The organism is Kosakonia sp. YIM B13571 (genome assembly GCF_042788095.1).
Lineage (GTDB): Bacteria > Pseudomonadota > Gammaproteobacteria > Enterobacterales > Enterobacteriaceae > Kosakonia > Kosakonia quasisacchari.
The window spans coordinates 24,778-39,761 of the sequence record NZ_JBHZPL010000001.1; the positions used below are offsets into that span (position 1 = coordinate 24,778).

18 protein-coding genes are annotated in these 14,984 nt (G+C 54.9%); 5 read left to right on the forward strand and 13 right to left on the reverse strand.

Annotation, left to right across the window (positions count from 1 at the left end; all coding sequences use genetic code 11):
* Positions 1-24 precede the first annotated feature (24 nt).
* From flgJ to flgB, 9 genes are read right to left on the reverse strand one after another with little or no spacing between them, the layout of a single operon-like run.
* Complete coding sequence (gene flgJ / locus ACFX4O_RS00115; RefSeq protein WP_131411751.1) at positions 25-981, reverse strand: flagellar assembly peptidoglycan hydrolase FlgJ; 957 nt, start codon at positions 979-981, stop codon at positions 25-27.
* Positions 981-2,078 carry a flagellar basal body P-ring protein FlgI gene (locus tag ACFX4O_RS00120; RefSeq protein WP_131411748.1) on the reverse strand — a complete coding sequence of 366 codons (1,098 nt, stop codon included), beginning with the start codon at positions 2,076-2,078 and terminating at the stop codon, positions 981-983. Before ACFX4O_RS00120 ends, flgJ begins: the two co-directional genes overlap by 1 nt.
* Positions 2,079-2,090: 12 nt before the next feature.
* A complete protein-coding gene (flgH, locus tag ACFX4O_RS00125) occupies positions 2,091-2,789 on the reverse strand; it encodes a flagellar basal body L-ring protein FlgH (protein WP_040016541.1) in 699 nt (232 codons plus the stop codon).
* A 57-nt stretch (positions 2,790-2,846) separates the two neighbouring features.
* The gene (gene flgG / locus ACFX4O_RS00130) at positions 2,847-3,629 is read right to left on the reverse strand and encodes a flagellar basal-body rod protein FlgG (protein ID WP_020457434.1); all 783 of its coding nucleotides are present in this window, start codon (positions 3,627-3,629) and stop codon (positions 2,847-2,849) included.
* A gap of 16 nt (positions 3,630-3,645) precedes the next feature.
* Positions 3,646-4,401 (reverse strand): flagellar basal body rod protein FlgF, encoded by a 756-nt coding sequence (locus ACFX4O_RS00135; protein ID WP_131411746.1) that lies wholly within the window; start codon positions 4,399-4,401, stop codon positions 3,646-3,648.
* 20 nt (positions 4,402-4,421) lie between these two features.
* Positions 4,422-5,699: a flagellar hook protein FlgE gene (gene flgE, locus ACFX4O_RS00140; protein WP_131411744.1), complete on the reverse strand. Its 1,278-nt coding sequence runs from the start codon at positions 5,697-5,699 to the stop codon at positions 4,422-4,424.
* Between the two features lie 26 nt (positions 5,700-5,725).
* Complete coding sequence (flgD, locus tag ACFX4O_RS00145) at positions 5,726-6,406, reverse strand: flagellar hook assembly protein FlgD (RefSeq protein ID WP_131411742.1); 681 nt, start codon at positions 6,404-6,406, stop codon at positions 5,726-5,728.
* A gap of 11 nt (positions 6,407-6,417) precedes the next feature.
* Positions 6,418-6,822 (reverse strand): flagellar basal body rod protein FlgC, encoded by a 405-nt coding sequence (gene flgC / locus ACFX4O_RS00150; RefSeq protein ID WP_380206432.1) that lies wholly within the window; start codon positions 6,820-6,822, stop codon positions 6,418-6,420.
* 4 nt (positions 6,823-6,826) lie between these two features.
* The gene (flgB, locus tag ACFX4O_RS00155; RefSeq protein ID WP_131411740.1) at positions 6,827-7,243 is read right to left on the reverse strand and encodes a flagellar basal body rod protein FlgB; all 417 of its coding nucleotides are present in this window, start codon (positions 7,241-7,243) and stop codon (positions 6,827-6,829) included.
* 157 nt (positions 7,244-7,400) lie between these two features.
* Here flgB and flgA point away from each other — a divergent pair, with 157 nt between their 5' ends.
* The 3 genes from flgA (at position 7,401) to flgN (ending at position 8,875) form a co-directional block, all read left to right on the forward strand.
* Positions 7,401-8,060: a flagellar basal body P-ring formation chaperone FlgA gene (flgA, locus tag ACFX4O_RS00160; RefSeq protein WP_131411738.1), complete on the forward strand. Its 660-nt coding sequence runs from the start codon at positions 7,401-7,403 to the stop codon at positions 8,058-8,060.
* 94 nt (positions 8,061-8,154) lie between these two features.
* On the forward strand, positions 8,155-8,448 hold the full coding sequence (gene flgM, locus ACFX4O_RS00165) for a flagellar biosynthesis anti-sigma factor FlgM (RefSeq protein ID WP_131411736.1): 294 nt from the start codon (positions 8,155-8,157) through the stop codon (positions 8,446-8,448).
* A gap of 4 nt (positions 8,449-8,452) precedes the next feature.
* The gene (flgN, locus tag ACFX4O_RS00170) at positions 8,453-8,875 is read left to right on the forward strand and encodes a flagella biosynthesis chaperone FlgN (protein ID WP_131411734.1); all 423 of its coding nucleotides are present in this window, start codon (positions 8,453-8,455) and stop codon (positions 8,873-8,875) included.
* Between the two features lie 80 nt (positions 8,876-8,955).
* Here flgN and murJ read toward each other — a convergent pair whose 3' ends face one another.
* The 4 genes from murJ to rimJ form a co-directional block, all read right to left on the reverse strand.
* Complete coding sequence (gene murJ / locus ACFX4O_RS00175) at positions 8,956-10,494, reverse strand: murein biosynthesis integral membrane protein MurJ (RefSeq protein ID WP_380206435.1); 1,539 nt, start codon at positions 10,492-10,494, stop codon at positions 8,956-8,958.
* A 107-nt stretch (positions 10,495-10,601) separates the two neighbouring features.
* Positions 10,602-11,525 carry a Gfo/Idh/MocA family protein gene (locus ACFX4O_RS00180; RefSeq protein WP_380206437.1) on the reverse strand — a complete coding sequence of 308 codons (924 nt, stop codon included), beginning with the start codon at positions 11,523-11,525 and terminating at the stop codon, positions 10,602-10,604.
* Positions 11,526-11,527: 2 nt separating this feature from the next.
* The gene (locus tag ACFX4O_RS00185; protein ID WP_131411728.1) at positions 11,528-12,175 is read right to left on the reverse strand and encodes a YceH family protein; all 648 of its coding nucleotides are present in this window, start codon (positions 12,173-12,175) and stop codon (positions 11,528-11,530) included.
* 9 nt (positions 12,176-12,184) lie between these two features.
* On the reverse strand, positions 12,185-12,769 hold the full coding sequence (gene rimJ / locus ACFX4O_RS00190) for a ribosomal protein S5-alanine N-acetyltransferase (protein WP_131411726.1): 585 nt from the start codon (positions 12,767-12,769) through the stop codon (positions 12,185-12,187).
* A gap of 237 nt (positions 12,770-13,006) precedes the next feature.
* On the opposite strand from rimJ, the gene mdtH reads away from it, so the two are divergent.
* On the forward strand, positions 13,007-14,215 hold the full coding sequence (gene mdtH / locus ACFX4O_RS00195; protein WP_380206440.1) for a multidrug efflux MFS transporter MdtH: 1,209 nt from the start codon (positions 13,007-13,009) through the stop codon (positions 14,213-14,215).
* A 65-nt stretch (positions 14,216-14,280) separates the two neighbouring features.
* Positions 14,281-14,928, forward strand: coding sequence for a glutaredoxin 2 (gene grxB / locus ACFX4O_RS00200; protein WP_131411722.1), 648 nt, complete (start codon positions 14,281-14,283; stop codon positions 14,926-14,928).
* The last annotated feature ends 56 nt before the right edge of the window (positions 14,929-14,984 follow it).

Genomic DNA, 14,984 nt, shown 5'->3' on the forward strand with positions numbered 1-14,984 from the left:
ACCCAGGGCAAAACTTGAGATATTTCAGAACAGATTTTGGATATCCGTGCTGTAGGCTTTGCTGACCTTTTCACCCATCGATTTAAGCTGTTGGATCATACTTGTCAGCTTACGGGCATAGTTCGGATCGGTCGCATAACCGGCATTCTGCAACGCCTGCGCGCCCTGCTCCGCCGTCGCGGCAGTGGTCACCGCCGAGTAACGCTTGTTGCGCGTCAGCATACCCACGTAATCGGAGAGTGCTTCAAGGTACGAACTGTAAACACGGAACTTGGCTTTCACCTTCACCGCTTCGCCATTTTCATATTCTGTGGTGGTGATTTCCGTGGTCGGCCCTTTCCAGCCTGGCGTGGCTTTAACACCAAAAATGTTAAAGCTCGGCTCACCGTTTTCACGCGGGATCTGACGCTGGCCCCAGCCGGATTCGAGCGCAGCCTGCGCGAGGATCAGGTGGTGAGGAACACCGCTCTGCTCACTGGCAAGACGCGCCGGCAAAGAGAGCTGAGCGAGGAAGTCTTTGCTGTCGCCGGTTAACGGCTCGTCGCCGTCTTCCGGTACTTTTGGCATCGCTTTGCGCACCAGTTGCGTCAGCGCCTGGTTTTGATAGGTCGTCACAGTTTCCAGCGGGAACTTCATCGGCACCTGCTGCATCTGATCGGCAGGCTCAACAGGCGCCTGATCGCCAGCCATCTGCTTAACCATCATATCGGCCAGGCCAAGGCCTTTGCCTGCGGTCATCTGTTGTGCGATTTGCTGGTCATACATGCTGGTGTACAGCCGCGTTGAATCACTGCTGAAAATACCGTCTTTCGGTAACGCTTCGCGCATGCTTTTCAGCATCATCTGCACGAACATCCCTTCCATCTGGCGGGCAACCGGGCGCAGGTTCGCGCCAGGATCCTGCCGGGTTTGCGACTTCAATTCATTCAGTGATTGCGCGTCCCATGCCGCGCTTGTCAACAGTCGGCTGTCAGTCAACATTAGATGATCTCCAGTTTCGCACGCAGGCAGCCCGCACTTTGCATCGCCTGAAGGATGGACATCAGTTCCATCGGGGAAGCACCAAGTGCGTTAAGCGCGCGGACCACACTGTTCAGGTTGGCGCTGGAACGGACGCTTTGCAGCGAACCGCCGCTCTGGCGCAAATCAATTTGTGTTTGCGGTGTCACCACCGTCTGACCGCCGCCGAATGGCGTATTCGGCTGGCTCACGTTGGCCTGCTGATTCACCGTGACCGAGAGGTTACCCTGCGCGACAGCACAGTTATCCAGCGCCACTTCGCGGTTCATCACCACCGAGCCAGTACGCGAGTTAATAATGACTTTTGCGTCCTGTTGCGTAACGCCGACTTCCATATTCTGGATGTCTGCCAGCAAACGGACTTGCGAACTGCCGCCGTTAGAAACGCGGATCTGCACGGTACGTGCATCCAGCGCGGTCGCGCTGCCGTAACCACGGCTACGGTTAATGGTGTCGGCAATCTGCTGTGCCATGCTGAAATCTTCCTGGTTCAGCTGCAGGTTAATGGTGTTACCTGCGCCAAACTGGGTCGGCAGTTCACGCTCAATGACCGCACCGTTAGTGATACGACCGCCGTTCAGCTGGTTAACCTGCACACTGCTGCCGCCTGCGGAAGCACCCGCGCCGCCGACCAGAATGTTACCCTGCGCCAACGCATACACCTGGCTGTCAACGCCCTTCAGCGGCGTCATCAGCAGCGTACCGCCGCGCAGGCTTTTCGCGTTACCCATTGAGGAAACCACCACATCGATGGTTTGCCCCTGGCGTGCAAACGCCGGGAACTGCGCGGTGACCATGACCGCCGCCACGTTTTTCAGCTGCATGTTGGTGCCGGTAGGGACCGTAATCCCCATCTGCGACAGCATGTTATTTAAAGTTTGGGTGGTAAATGGCGTCTGGGTCGTCTGGTCACCTGTACCATCGAGCCCCACGACCAGGCCATAACCAATTAAGGAGTTTTCACGTACGCCCTGTACACTGGTGAGATCCCGGATACGGTCAGCCTGGGCGAAGGTCGCCACCAGCGCTAACACGATGCCAGTCAAATACTTAAACATAATTCACCCCGGTTACATCGGCGATAAGTTGAGGAAGAAACGTTGCAGCCAGCCCATGTTCTGCGCTTCGTTGATGTAGCCGTTGCCGACATACTCGATGCGCGCGTCCGCCACCTGTGTGGACGGAACCGTGTTGCTGCCGCTGATGGTGCGTGGGTTCACGACACCCGAGAAGCGGATGAATTCAGTGCCCTGATTGATGGCTATCTGTTTTTCACCCACCACATGTAAATTGCCATTGATCAGCACCTGATCGACCGTCACGGTCAACGTGCCGCTAAAGGTATTGCTGGCATTCGCGCCACCTTTGCCGTTAAAGGTATTACCACCGGAAGCAGAGAGATCGGCGCGGGAATTACCAAACAGACCTTCCAGGTAGCGCGGCGTGGTATCCATGCCGAAACTGGCCTTGCTATCACGGCTGGCATTTGCCGACGAGCTCTTACTGGCACTGACGTTCTCTTGCAGTACGATCGTCAACGTATCGCCCACGTTACGCGGACGGCGGTCTTCAAACAGTGGCTGATAGCCGTAGTTTATCGGCTGCGCAGTCTGATAAATCGATCCATTTACCATCGGCACCGGTCCCGGAATCGGTTGAGCGGTGGTCGCCCCCTGAACCAACGGAGTAGATGGAACCCAGGCACATCCCGTCAGGGTTAATGCCACTAAAGCCATAATCGGATAGCTGCGCACGGCGTATTTTTGCATTGCATTCATCTTCGAAATCAGGGTTCCGGTGCGGCATTTACCGCACCGGATAACGCCTTAGAGTTGCGTCAGTTTTTGCAGCATCTGATCGGTGGTCGATACTGCCTTACTGTTTATTTCGTAAGCGCGCTGAACCTGGATCATATTCACCAGCTCTTCCGCCACGTTTACGTTCGAGGTTTCCACATACCCCTGATACAGCATCCCCGCACCGTTCAGCCCCGGCGTCGTGGAGTTTGGCGCGCCAGATGACTGCGTTTCTGCGTACAGGTTTTCACCGAGACTTTCCAGTCCGGTGTCGTTCATAAAGGTGGTCAGGTTTAACTGGCCAACCTGAACCGGCGCGGCGTTACCCTGCTGCGTCACGCTGACCACGCCGTCGCGGCCAATGGTGATGCTCAGGGTATTCGCCGGAATGGTGATCGCAGGCTGCACCTGGAAACCACCCGCCGTCACCAACTGGCCGTTCTGGTCGACCTGGAAAGAACCATCGCGGGTATACGCCGAGGTACCGTCCGGCAGCAGCACTTCAAAGAAGCCCTGCCCTTTGATCGCCACATCTTTACTGTTGTTGGTTTGTGACAGGTTGCCCTGGCTGTGCAGACGCTCGGTGGCCACCGGACGAACACCGGTACCGATCTGCAAACCCGAAGGCAGCGTTGTCTGTGCTGAAGACTGTGCGCCAGGCTGACGAATTGTCTGGTACAGCAAATCTTCAAATACCGCGCGCTGGCGCTTAAAACCATTGGTACTGACGTTCGCCAGGTTGTTGGCGATGACATCCATATTGGTTTGTTGGGCGTCGAGGCCGGTTTTTGCGATCCATAATGAACTGATCATAAGTAGTCCTGTTTAATTAGCCCATTGACAGCAATTGGTTGGCGCGCTGGGCGTTATCGTCGACGCTGCTGATGACTTTCATCTGCATTTCGAAACGACGGGCACTGGCGATCATGTCGGTCATCGCGGCAACCGGCTTGACGTTACTGCCCTCCAGCACACCTGACATCACGCGAATAGACGGGTCGTCCTGCAATGTCGTACCACGGGTCGCTTGTGCGGTCTGGCTCAAACGGAACAGCCCGTCATCACCGCGCACCACTTCCTGCGCGTTCGCTTTCACCAGCTTCAGCTTGCCGACCGGCGCGATAGTATTCGCCGGATCGCCAGGGTTCAGCGACGAGATCGTACCGTCAGCCGCGATGCTAATTTGCGAACCTTCCGGTACCGCAATCGGGCCGCCGTCGCCAATCACCGGATGCCCCTGAATGGTCAACTGGCCGGTTGCGCTCACCTGGATACTACCGTTACGGGTATACCCTTCAGAGCCGTCTGCCGTTTGTACTGCCAGCCAACCGTCCTGCTGCAACGCCACGTCCAGTGGACGCGAAGTGTAGTCCAGTTGCCCTGGCGTCATATCGGCACCAGGTGTAGAAGCCACGACCAGCGTACGGGTAGGCAGTGAAAGCCCTTCTACCGGTACCGCGCGCAGCGCATTGAGCTGCGCGCGAAAGCCTGGCGTGGACGCATTCGCGAGGTTGCTGGCGGTAACAGCCTGCTGATTCAGCGTCTGGCTGGCTGCGCCCATCGCGGTGTATATTGCGTGATCCATTAAGCCATCCCGTCAGACGATTAACGCAGGTTAACCAGCGTGTTAAGGATCTGATCCTGGGTTTTGATGGTCTGCGCGTTCGACTGATAGTTACGCTGCGCGACAATCATGTTCACCAGTTCTTTACTCAGATTCACGTTTGATGCTTCCAGTGCGCCGTTGGTCAGCTTACCGAAGTTGCCGGAACCCGCTGTACCCACGATAGCGACGCCGGAAGAGGTGGTCGCAGACCAGACGTTATCCCCTTCGGATTTCAAGCCTTCGTTGTTAGCAAAGTTCGCCAGCACGATCTGACCCAGAACCTGCGTCTTCTCGTTGGAGTAACTGCCGACCACGGTGCCGTCATCATTGATGGCATAGCTCACCAGCGATCCTGGCGGGTAACCATCCTGATTAACAGAGGCTGCGCCGCTGCTGCCGGTGTTCTGCTGCATGGAGTTCAGGAAGCTCAGCGAGTAAGTGCTGGCAGCGGAGCCATTGAGGCTAGCCAGCGCGATGTTGATCTGCGGCTGCGCGTTCGGCGCGGCGTTCAGGGTCCAGGTACGCGGCGTGGTAGCCGGCAGCACTTCGGCATAGTTAGTGACAGAAGTGAGCGTACCGTTGGAGCTGAACGACATCTGCGCGGCTTTTTGATAAGTCGAACCGGAAACGCTGGAATCGTTGGTGTAGACATCCCAAGTGTTAGCCGCGGTTTTAACGAAGTAGCAGTCAACCGCATGTTCGTTACCCAGGCTGTCGTAAGACGTTACCGTGGTTTTTTTGTTGTAGGTATCCGAGTTGGTCGGATCGAACGGAGTCGTCGTCGGAATAGTCGCCGTCGAGTTCAGGTTCATCGGCATCGTCGCTGCGGTGGTAGCACGCGCCGACATCACAGTCGTTGGGATGTTAATGGTCGTCGGGTTAGCACCGGTCTGCACGACCGGCGGTGTACCCGCTACCGGGTAACCGGTCAGTTGCATACCCTGCATGTTGACCAGGTTGCGGTTCTCGTCCAGTTTGAACTGGCCGTTACGGCTGTAATAAACCGAACCGTTGGTATCAACCATGCGGAAGAAACCGTTCTGACTAATAGCAACGTCCAGACCACGACCGGTGTTAGTCGTCGTACCGTCGGTAAAGTCCTGAGTAATACCGGCAACTTTTACGCCCAGACCCACTTTAGAACCGGCAAACATATCGGCGAAGGACGCAGAGCCGGATTTAAAGCCATAGGTGGCGGAGTTGGCGATGTTGTTACCAATGACATCGAGGTTGGTGGCCGCAGCATCTAGGCCGCTGACCGCTTGTGAAAAGGCCATGACTTACTCCTGATAAGTGTTTTGGCTTAGATAATCTGCCGTACTTCGTCGAGTGTGGTAGTACCGTAAGTACCTAAATCCAGTGTGCTACCGTTGCTGCCGCGGGTAACACCTTGCACCAGTGCAAACTGCAACGGCTGGGCAACCAGCTGTGTTGCACCAGAGCTGGCGGCGATAGAGACTTTATAAGAGCCATCGGGTGCCGCTGTTCCATCCGTCATCTTGCCGTCCCAACTGAAGGTGTGGACACCAGCAGTCAGCGAGCCAATCTCAATAGTGCGCACCACGGTACCGTCTTTGTTGGTCACGGTAGCGGTCACTTTATCGGCGGCCTGAGTCAGCTCCACGCCGAACGGCGTTGACGTTTCTTTGCCCACCAGAACGGTCTGTCCTGGGATCATCACGCCATGCCCAATCAGGTTTGTCGCCTGCAGCGACTGGCTGTTGTCGATCTGTCCAGAAATCGAACCGAGGGTGGTGTTCAGTTTTTCAATCCCGCTCACGGTGCTGATTTGCGCCAGTTGAGTGGTGAGTTCGTTGTTCTGCAGCGGGTTAGTCGGGTCCTGGTTTTTCAGTTGCGCGACCAGCAGCGTTAAAAAGCTGCCTTGCAGGTCGGATGCACTGTTTGTTCCGGTTGTGCTGGTGTTGTTACTGGTCGAGGAGACACCGCTATTTGTCGGGTCATCCACTCTTACGGCGATAGACATGCGCGTCTCCTTTACTGTCCGAGCGTGAGGGTTTTGAGCATCATGTTCTTAACGGTATTAAGCACTTCAACGTTCGCCTGGTAGCTGCGGGACGCAGACATGGTGTTCACCATTTCGCCGACCACATCAACATTGGGCATTTTGACGTAGCCATTCGCATCAGCCAGCGGGTTGCCTGGTTCGTAAACCAGTTTGTCCGGCGCCTGGCTTTCAATCACATCAGCAACTTTTACGCCGCCGGTCGCTTGTCCAGGCGCAGCATCCACCTGGAACACAACCTGCTTAGCGCGATACGGCTGACCATCCGGTCCGGTCACGCTGTCGGCGTTCGCCATATTACTGGCGGCCACGTTCAAACGTTTAGACTGCGCGGTCAGCGCGGAGCCTGCGACATCAAAGATATTCAGTAATGCCATTTAATTAGTTCCCCTGTTGCAGAACACTCATCATGCTTTTGATCTGCCCACCCAGCACGGTCAGGCCGGTCTGGTATTTAACGCTGTTGTCGGCGAACTGCGTACGTTCACGATCCATATCCACGGTGTTGCCATCCAGCGAGGGCTGATCCGGAATGCGGTACATCAAATCGGTAGACGGTCCGCTCATCGCCTGCGCCGGAATATGGCGCGAAGAGGTCATGGTCAACGAAACGCCGCTGCCTTCCGCACGCCCACGCTCCATGACTTTTTTCAATTCGCTGGCGAAATCAATATCGCGCGCCTGAAACCCTGGGGTATCGGCGTTGGCGATGTTTGCCGCCAGAATTTCCTGACGCTGGGCGCTCAGGTTCAGCGCTTCTTGCTGGAAACGCAGTGCGGCATCAAGTTTATCGAGCATGGCTCCCCCACTGATGACAATTATTTAGCCAACAGCTTAAATCTCCGCAGACAAACTTATCGTTGGAATAAGGGCAAAATGCGTCGCTATTTATTGCGTTGATAGGTTGACCATGCGGTTAAAATCCCCTCAACCACTCAACAGGCAGGAGTCTGCGATGAACACGTTGAAAGGCGGTTTAGCCGCGACCTTACTGTTATTAAGCGCCTTTGCTCAGGCTGCTGACTTGCAATCACAGCTGACGTCATTTTTTGCTCAACGTCTTGCTGGCTTTAGCGACGAGGTAGTGGTAAATATACGCACCCCGCAAAATCTGTTGCCCAGTTGCGACCAGCCAGCGCTGAGCGTGCTCGGGAACGCAAAATTGTGGGGGAACTTGAACGTGCTGGCGAATTGCGCAGGTGTTAAGCGCTATTTGCAGGTGGAAGTTCAGGCGACCGGTAACTATGTGGTGGCAGCACAGTCCGTTGCGCGTGGCAGCATGTTGCAGCCCGGCAGTGTGACGCTAAAACGCGGCCGCCTCGATCAGTTGCCGCCGAGAACGATGCTGGATATTACCCAGGCGCAGGATGCGGTCAGTTTGCGCGATCTTACCCCAGGCCAGGCGATTCAACTGTCAATGTTGCGCCAGGCATGGCGGGTTAAAGCGGGTCAGCGTGTACAGGTCGTGGCGTCGGGTGATGGCTTTAGTGTGAACGGCGAAGGTCAGGCGCTGAACAATGCGGCAGTGGCGCAAAACGCCCGTGTGCGCATGGCTTCAGGGCAGATTGTCAGCGGTACAGTGAACGCTGATGGGAATATTCTGATTAACCTATAATCTTTTTAAAGAATTCATGTCGGCTGCCGATAAATAAGCAACGACTAAAGATATCAGGCCCGAAACGCCGGGATACCTCGATGAGGACAACACTATGAGCATTGATCGCACATCGTCTTTAAAACCGGTTAGTTCCGTTCAACAGCGCGAAACTAACGATACCCAAACGCAAAAAACGCGTCTGGAAAAAGCGGCTACGGCAAACAGCACCAGCGTGACCCTCAGCGGCGCGCAAACCAAGCTGATGCAGGCGGGCGCGAATGACATCAATATGGAACGCGTGGAACAGCTGAAAACCGCGATTCGTAATGGTGAACTGAAGATGGACACCGGCAAAATCGCCGATGCCCTGATTGATGAAGCGAAGAGTTACTTGCAGAGTAAATAACAGTATGAATCGACTGTCAGACATTCTTGATCAAATGACAGTTATCCTGAGCGCCCTTAAAGACGTGATGGATGCTGAGCAAAAACAGCTTTCCGTAGGTAACATTCATAGCAGCACACTGCAGCGTATCACGGAAGAAAAAAGCTCATTGCTCGCGACACTGGATTACCTGGAGCAACAACGTCGTTCGACACAAAAAGCGCAACATAGCGCAAACGACGACATCGCCGATCGCTGGCAAACCATTACGCAGAAAACGCAACATTTGCGCGACCTTAACCAGCACAACGGATGGCTGCTGGAAGGGCAAATTGCGCGTAACCAGCAAGCGCTGGAACTGCTAAAGCCGCATCAGGAACCGAGCCTGTACGGCGCGAATGGTTATACCGCTTCCGCCAGCCGAGGCGGAAAGAAAATCTCGATTTAATCAGACCCGTCTTCTTTGCCAGGGATAATTCCCTGGCAATTTGCTTTTCTCTTTTCTCGCTTCTACTTCGCTGAACAAACTTACGCCGTAGTCCGACGCGCAAACTCTTTCACTTTAAAGCCCAGCAGCGCAAGCGTGGCGAAATACGCTATCACGCCGACCAGCACAACGGCCATCAACCGTAGCAGGCGATAAAGCATGGTACCTGTTGACCATTCCGGCATGACATACAGCATACCGACTAATGCCGCAGCCATCACCAGCACCGCGATCACCAAACGCAGCAGGAAACTTGCCCAGCCCGGCTGCGGCGTAAAGATCTGCTGCTTACGCAACTGCCAGTAAAGCAACCCGGCGTTCAGGCAGGCCGCCAGACCAATCGACAGCGACAACCCGGCGTGTTTCAGCGGCCCGATAAACGCAAGGTTCATTAATTGCGTCATCAACAACGTGACAAGGGCAATCTTCACCGGCGTTTTAATGTTCTGTCGCGAGTAGAAACCCGGCGCCAGCACTTTGACCACGATAAGTCCCATTAACCCTACTGAGTAGGCAATTAACGCGCGTTGCGTCATTAACGCATCGAAAGCGGTGAATTTGCCGTACTGGAACAGCGATACCGTCAACGGTTTCGCCAGGATGCCGAGCGCTACGGCGCTGGGCAACGCCAGCAGAAAACAGAGTCGCAGACCCCAATCCATCAAACGGCAATATTCGTCGTGGTTACCGCTGGCGAAACTTTTCGACAACGATGGCAGCAGGATTGTCCCCAGCGCCACGCCCAGCACGCCGGAAGGAAACTCCATCAAGCGGTCAGCGTAATACATCCACGATACGGAACCAGAAACCAGGAACGACGCGAAAATGGTGTTGATGATAAGCGAGATCTGGCTAACCGAAACCCCAAGAATGGCCGGTCCCATCTGTTTGATCACACGCATCGCTCCGGCATCGCGAAAGCTGATACGCGGCAGCACCAGCATGCCGATTTTCTTCAGGTGCGGCAGTTGATACACCAATTGCAGCACACCCCCGACCGTCACTGCCCAGGCCAGCGCCAACACCGGCGGGTGGAAATAAGGAGCAGCAAACAGCGCAAAGCCAATCATGCTGATATTTAAGAATGTGGGCGCAAATGCCGGTACCGAAAAGCGATTCCAGGTATTGAGGATTGCCCCGGCCAGTGACGCCAGCGAGATCAGCAGAATATAAGGAAAGGTAATGCGCAGTAGCTGCGAGGTTAAGTTGAATTTATCTGCCGTATCGGCAAAGCCCGGCGCAGTCACGAGGATCACCCACGGTGCCGCCAGCATCCCGGCAACGGTGACAATCGCCAGTGCCAGCGTTAGCAGCCCGCAGACATAGGAGACAAAAACCCGCGTCGCATCTTCACCCTGTTTGCTTTTGTACTCGGCGAGGATCGGCACAAAGGCCTGAGAAAACGCCCCCTCGGCAAAAATGCGGCGTAATAAATTCGGCAGTTTGAACGCCACGAAAAAGGCGTCGGTCGCCATTCCCGCACCAAACACCCTTGCCACAATGGCATCGCGCGCAAAACCCAGCACGCGTGAAAACATCGTCATGGAGCTGACAGCCGCCAGCGATTTTAATAGGTTCATTCTGGTTTCCATAAGACACAACGCCTGCAATGCAGGCGTTGATGTACAGCGAAGCGCTTAGTCTACAGAGAAAAAGGCGAATTACTATCGCCAGATGTTACCGGGCATTATTCACTCATCGCCTCGCGCCAGAGCTTGTCCACAACGCGCTGGGCGAGGATCGCTTGTTCACCGGCTGTTTCCGGAACTGTCTGATTTTGCACACATTCAATGAAATGGCGGGCGCACCCGGCAAAACCGCGCTGCTCCAGCACACTCTGCCAGCCAGCTACCGGACGGGCGACCACGCCCTGCCCGCGCTCTTCACGCCACTCGCGCATATCCGTAATGTCGAACAACCCACCGTCCGTCACCGCCTGGATCCATTCGCGCTGGCTGCCCGCCCGGCGATGCATGCTGGTGGTAATTTGCAGATGTTCAACACTGAAGTGGTGCTCGGCATAAATCATGGCACCGTCGTCATTGGTCAGCAGCGTGCCGCTGTTTAATTGCACCGCGCCGCCCGCTAGCCACAGCGCGGTATCAACAACGTGCAGATAGTCATCCAGTAGGGTGAAACGTAAATCATGCGGCCCGACGCTATCAGTACGATGTTTATCCATACGTAGCGAGGCAGCCTGCGGCATCTGCAGTTTTAGCTCACGGTAAAGCGGGGAGAAACGGCGGTTAAAACCGACCATCAGCGTCAGTTTTTTACGTGCGGCCAGTTCGATGAGCCGCTCCGCATCCGGTAAATTTTCCGCCAGCGGTTTGTCCACACAGACATGCACCCCAAGGTTAAGCAACTCACTGACTACCGCATAGTGTGAAGCCGTTGAGGTATGGACAAAAACCGCGTCACATTGTGCCGCCAGGGAAGCCAGCGAGTCGGCATACGGAATGCGCCAGGTTTCGCACACGCGCAGCGCCTTTTCCCGCGTTGGCGACCAGGCCGCCGCGAGCGTCCAGTTTGTCGCAGCACCCAATACAGGCAACCAGGCTTTTTGTGCAATGCCACCCAGTCCCACCACACCGATACGTAAGGTTGTCACTGTTAATCCCCCAGATGTGCAAGCAGTGAATCGAGACGCTGCTTCAGTTCAGCCACTTCCTCTTCCAGCGCGTCGACGCGCGCCGCCAGAGACGCTTCCGGCGGGCTGACGGCTTCAACAACATTGACCAGCGTCTGCACATCGCCGCTGAAAAGATGCATAAAGCGGCTTTCGCGTTTGCCTGGCTCTCTGGGCAGACGCACCACATACGGCCCGTCTTCGCGCGTCGCCAGGTGTTCTAACGCATTTTCCACTTCAGCCATATCGCTGAACTGATGCATGCGTTCACCGCGAGTGCGCAATTCGCCGGGCGTTTGCGGCCCGCGCAGTAATAACGTGGTGATGAGCGCCACCTCGGCAGCAGTGAGCTTGAGATCGCCAAACTCGGAATTACAGAAACGTTGCTCATATTTTGTCACCCGGTTACCAAAACCGCTCACCGTGCGCAGATAATGGCGCTTAACCAGCTCGTCCAGCACCGCCTGAACCTCATGTTCGCCAAGGTTCATTACTGGTTCGCGGTTGGTTTTTTGATTGCAGGCAGTCACCACGCTATTAATCGAGAGTGGGTATTGCTCCGGCGTTGTGACCTGCTTTTCCAGTAAACAGCCAATCACCCTCGCCTCTACGGCGGTTAATTGATACTTCATCAAAACTCCTTAGCGTCCGGGGGTCCATTCGTGCGTGGTTAATGCGGTAAGCACGTGATCGCGCCATTGCCCGTCAATTAGCAGATACGATTTGGCATAGCCCTCTTTTTCAAAGCCAAGCCTCGCCAGCAAATCACCGCTGCGTTTATTGTGCGGCATGTAGTTCGCCATAATGCGATGCATATGTTGCGTGCGTTGCATATAGCGAATGGCCGAGGTCAGCGCTTCAAACATCAGCCCCTGCCCCTGCCATTTCTGGCCGACGGAATATCCCAGATAACAGGCATGAAAAGAGCCGCGCACCACGTTTGAGAAATTCGCCACGCCGACTATCTCTTTCTCTTCTGGGTCGAGCAACGCAAAATAGAACGCGGAACCTTGTTTGTGAAATTCATTGATCATACTAAGGCGCGCCTGCCAACCGGAAGGATAACAATGGCTTTCATCGCGCACGGGTTCCCAGGGTTTTAAAAACTGGCGGTTTTCTGCGTAATAATCCGCCAGCCGCCATGCGTCACGCTCATGCACCAGGCGAACCACCAGACGGTCTGTTACTAAGCGTACTTTCGGCACGTTACTGCGATAGCCAAACATGCATTACCACTCCTTCCGTTTTACGACTCTTTTAACCCCTTCCCTTTACTATACAGTTGCTCTGGCGCTGTGGGAAAACAGCAACATGGCATTTTCTGCGTCAAACACCATTTTCGATGAAAAGTCTCAATCAAAGGCGGATGTTGATAAAAAAATATTGTCACTGTGAAGATGGGAAAAGGCCTGACGAAACCGCAGAATAAGAAGGTCTTATCTTTCTTATTTCCCGGAGGGGAAATGGCGCGCATATCGCAGGCAAGGAGCCTGGGTAAATATTTCCTGCTTGTCGATAATATGCTGGTGGTTCTCGGCTTTTTCGTTGTCTTCCCACTGATTTCTATCCGCTTTGTTGACCAGCTTGGCTGGGCGGCCTTAATGGTCGGCATTGCGCTCGGTTTGCGTCAGTTTATTCAACAAGGTTTGGGGATTTTCGGCGGTGCAATTGCCGATCGGTTCGGTGCCAAACCGCTGATTGTCACCGGCATGTTGATGCGAGCGGGCGGTTTTGCCGCAATGGCAGTAGCGCATGAACCCTGGCTGTTATGGCTCTCCTGCATTCTTTCCGGGCTCGGCGGCACATTATTTGATCCGCCTCGTTCTGCGCTGGTGGTGAAACTGGTGCGACCCAATCAGCGCAGCCGTTTTTTCTCGCTGTTAATGATGCAGGACAGCGCAGGCGCCGTTATTGGTGCGCTGCTCGGCAGTTGGCTGCTGCAATATGACTTTCGTCTGGTGTGCGCAGCCGGTGCGCTGATGTTTATCTTGTGTGCCGCGTTTAACGCCTGGCTGCTACCTGCATGGAAACTCTCAACGGTGAAAGCGCCGGTGCGCGAAGGTCTGACGCGCGTGCTGCGTGACAAACGTTTTGTGACTTACGTGCTGACCCTAACCGGTTATTACATGTTGGCGGTGCAGGTCATGTTGATGCTGCCGATTATGGTTAATGACATTGCCGGTTCAGCGGCGGCAGTGAAATGGATGTACGCCATTGAAGCCTGTCTCTCGCTGACGTTGCTCTACCCGATTGCGCGCTGGAGTGAAAAACGTTTTCGCCTTGAGCATCGCCTGATGGTGGGTCTGCTGGTGATGTCATTCAGCCTGCTGCCTGTGGGGATGGTCGGTACGCTGCAACAGCTCTTCACGCTAATTTGCACCTTCTACATTGGCTCCATTATTGCCGAGCCCGCGCGGGAAACGTTAAGCGCGCAGCTAGCCGATGCCCGTGCACGCGGCAGCTATATGGGGTTCAGCCGTCTTGGGCTGGCCTTCGGTGGCGCGCTCGGTTATGCCGGTGGCGGCTGGCTGTTTGACGCCGGAAAAGCATTTAACCAGCCGGAGCTGCCGTGGATGATGCTTGGCGTTATCGGGATGATCACGTCAATGGCGCTGCTGTGGCAATTCAGTCACAAACGCATTCGCCCGACCATGCTCGAGCCCGGTGCCTGATTTGCGCGCCGGTTTTCCCTCTTCCATACTGATAGTTGATGGATAAGCCAGTATGGAGGAGAAACGTGAAACTCTACATTTACGATCACTGCCCGTTCTGCATTAAAGCCCGTATGATTTTCGGTCTTAAGAACATCCCCGTCGAACTCAAGATCCTGCTTAATGATGACGAAGCCACGCCGACAAAAATGATTGGCCAGAAAATGGTGCCGATCCTGCAAAAGGACGACAGCCGCTATCTGCCGGAAAGCATGGATATTGTTCACTACGTCGATAAGCTCGACGGCAAACCGCTGCTGACCGGCAAGCGAAATCCGAAAATTGAAGAGTGGCTACGCAAGGTCAATGGTTACGTTAATAAGCTGTTGATTCCCCGCTTCGCAAAATCGGCGTTTGACGAATTTTCTACGCCGCAGGCGCGCGCCGGGTTTGTAGCCAAAAAAGAGGCCGCCATTGGCGATTTTGCTGAGCACCTCAGCCATTCAACAGGGTTAGCCAAAAATATCAGCGACGATTTGCGGGCGCTGGATAAATTGATTGTTCAGCCCAACGCAGTGAACGGAGAACTCTCCGATGATGATATTCATCTCTTCCCGCTGCTACGTAACCTGACGCTCGTGAGCGGTATCAACTGGCCCAGCCGGGTTGCAGCGTACCGTGACAATATGGCGAAACAGACACAAATTAACTTGCTGTCATCGATGGCTATTTAACCGCCCATGACGGAAGCACGCCCGCTTCCGTCATGCCTTTCAGCTTTTTCCGCTGG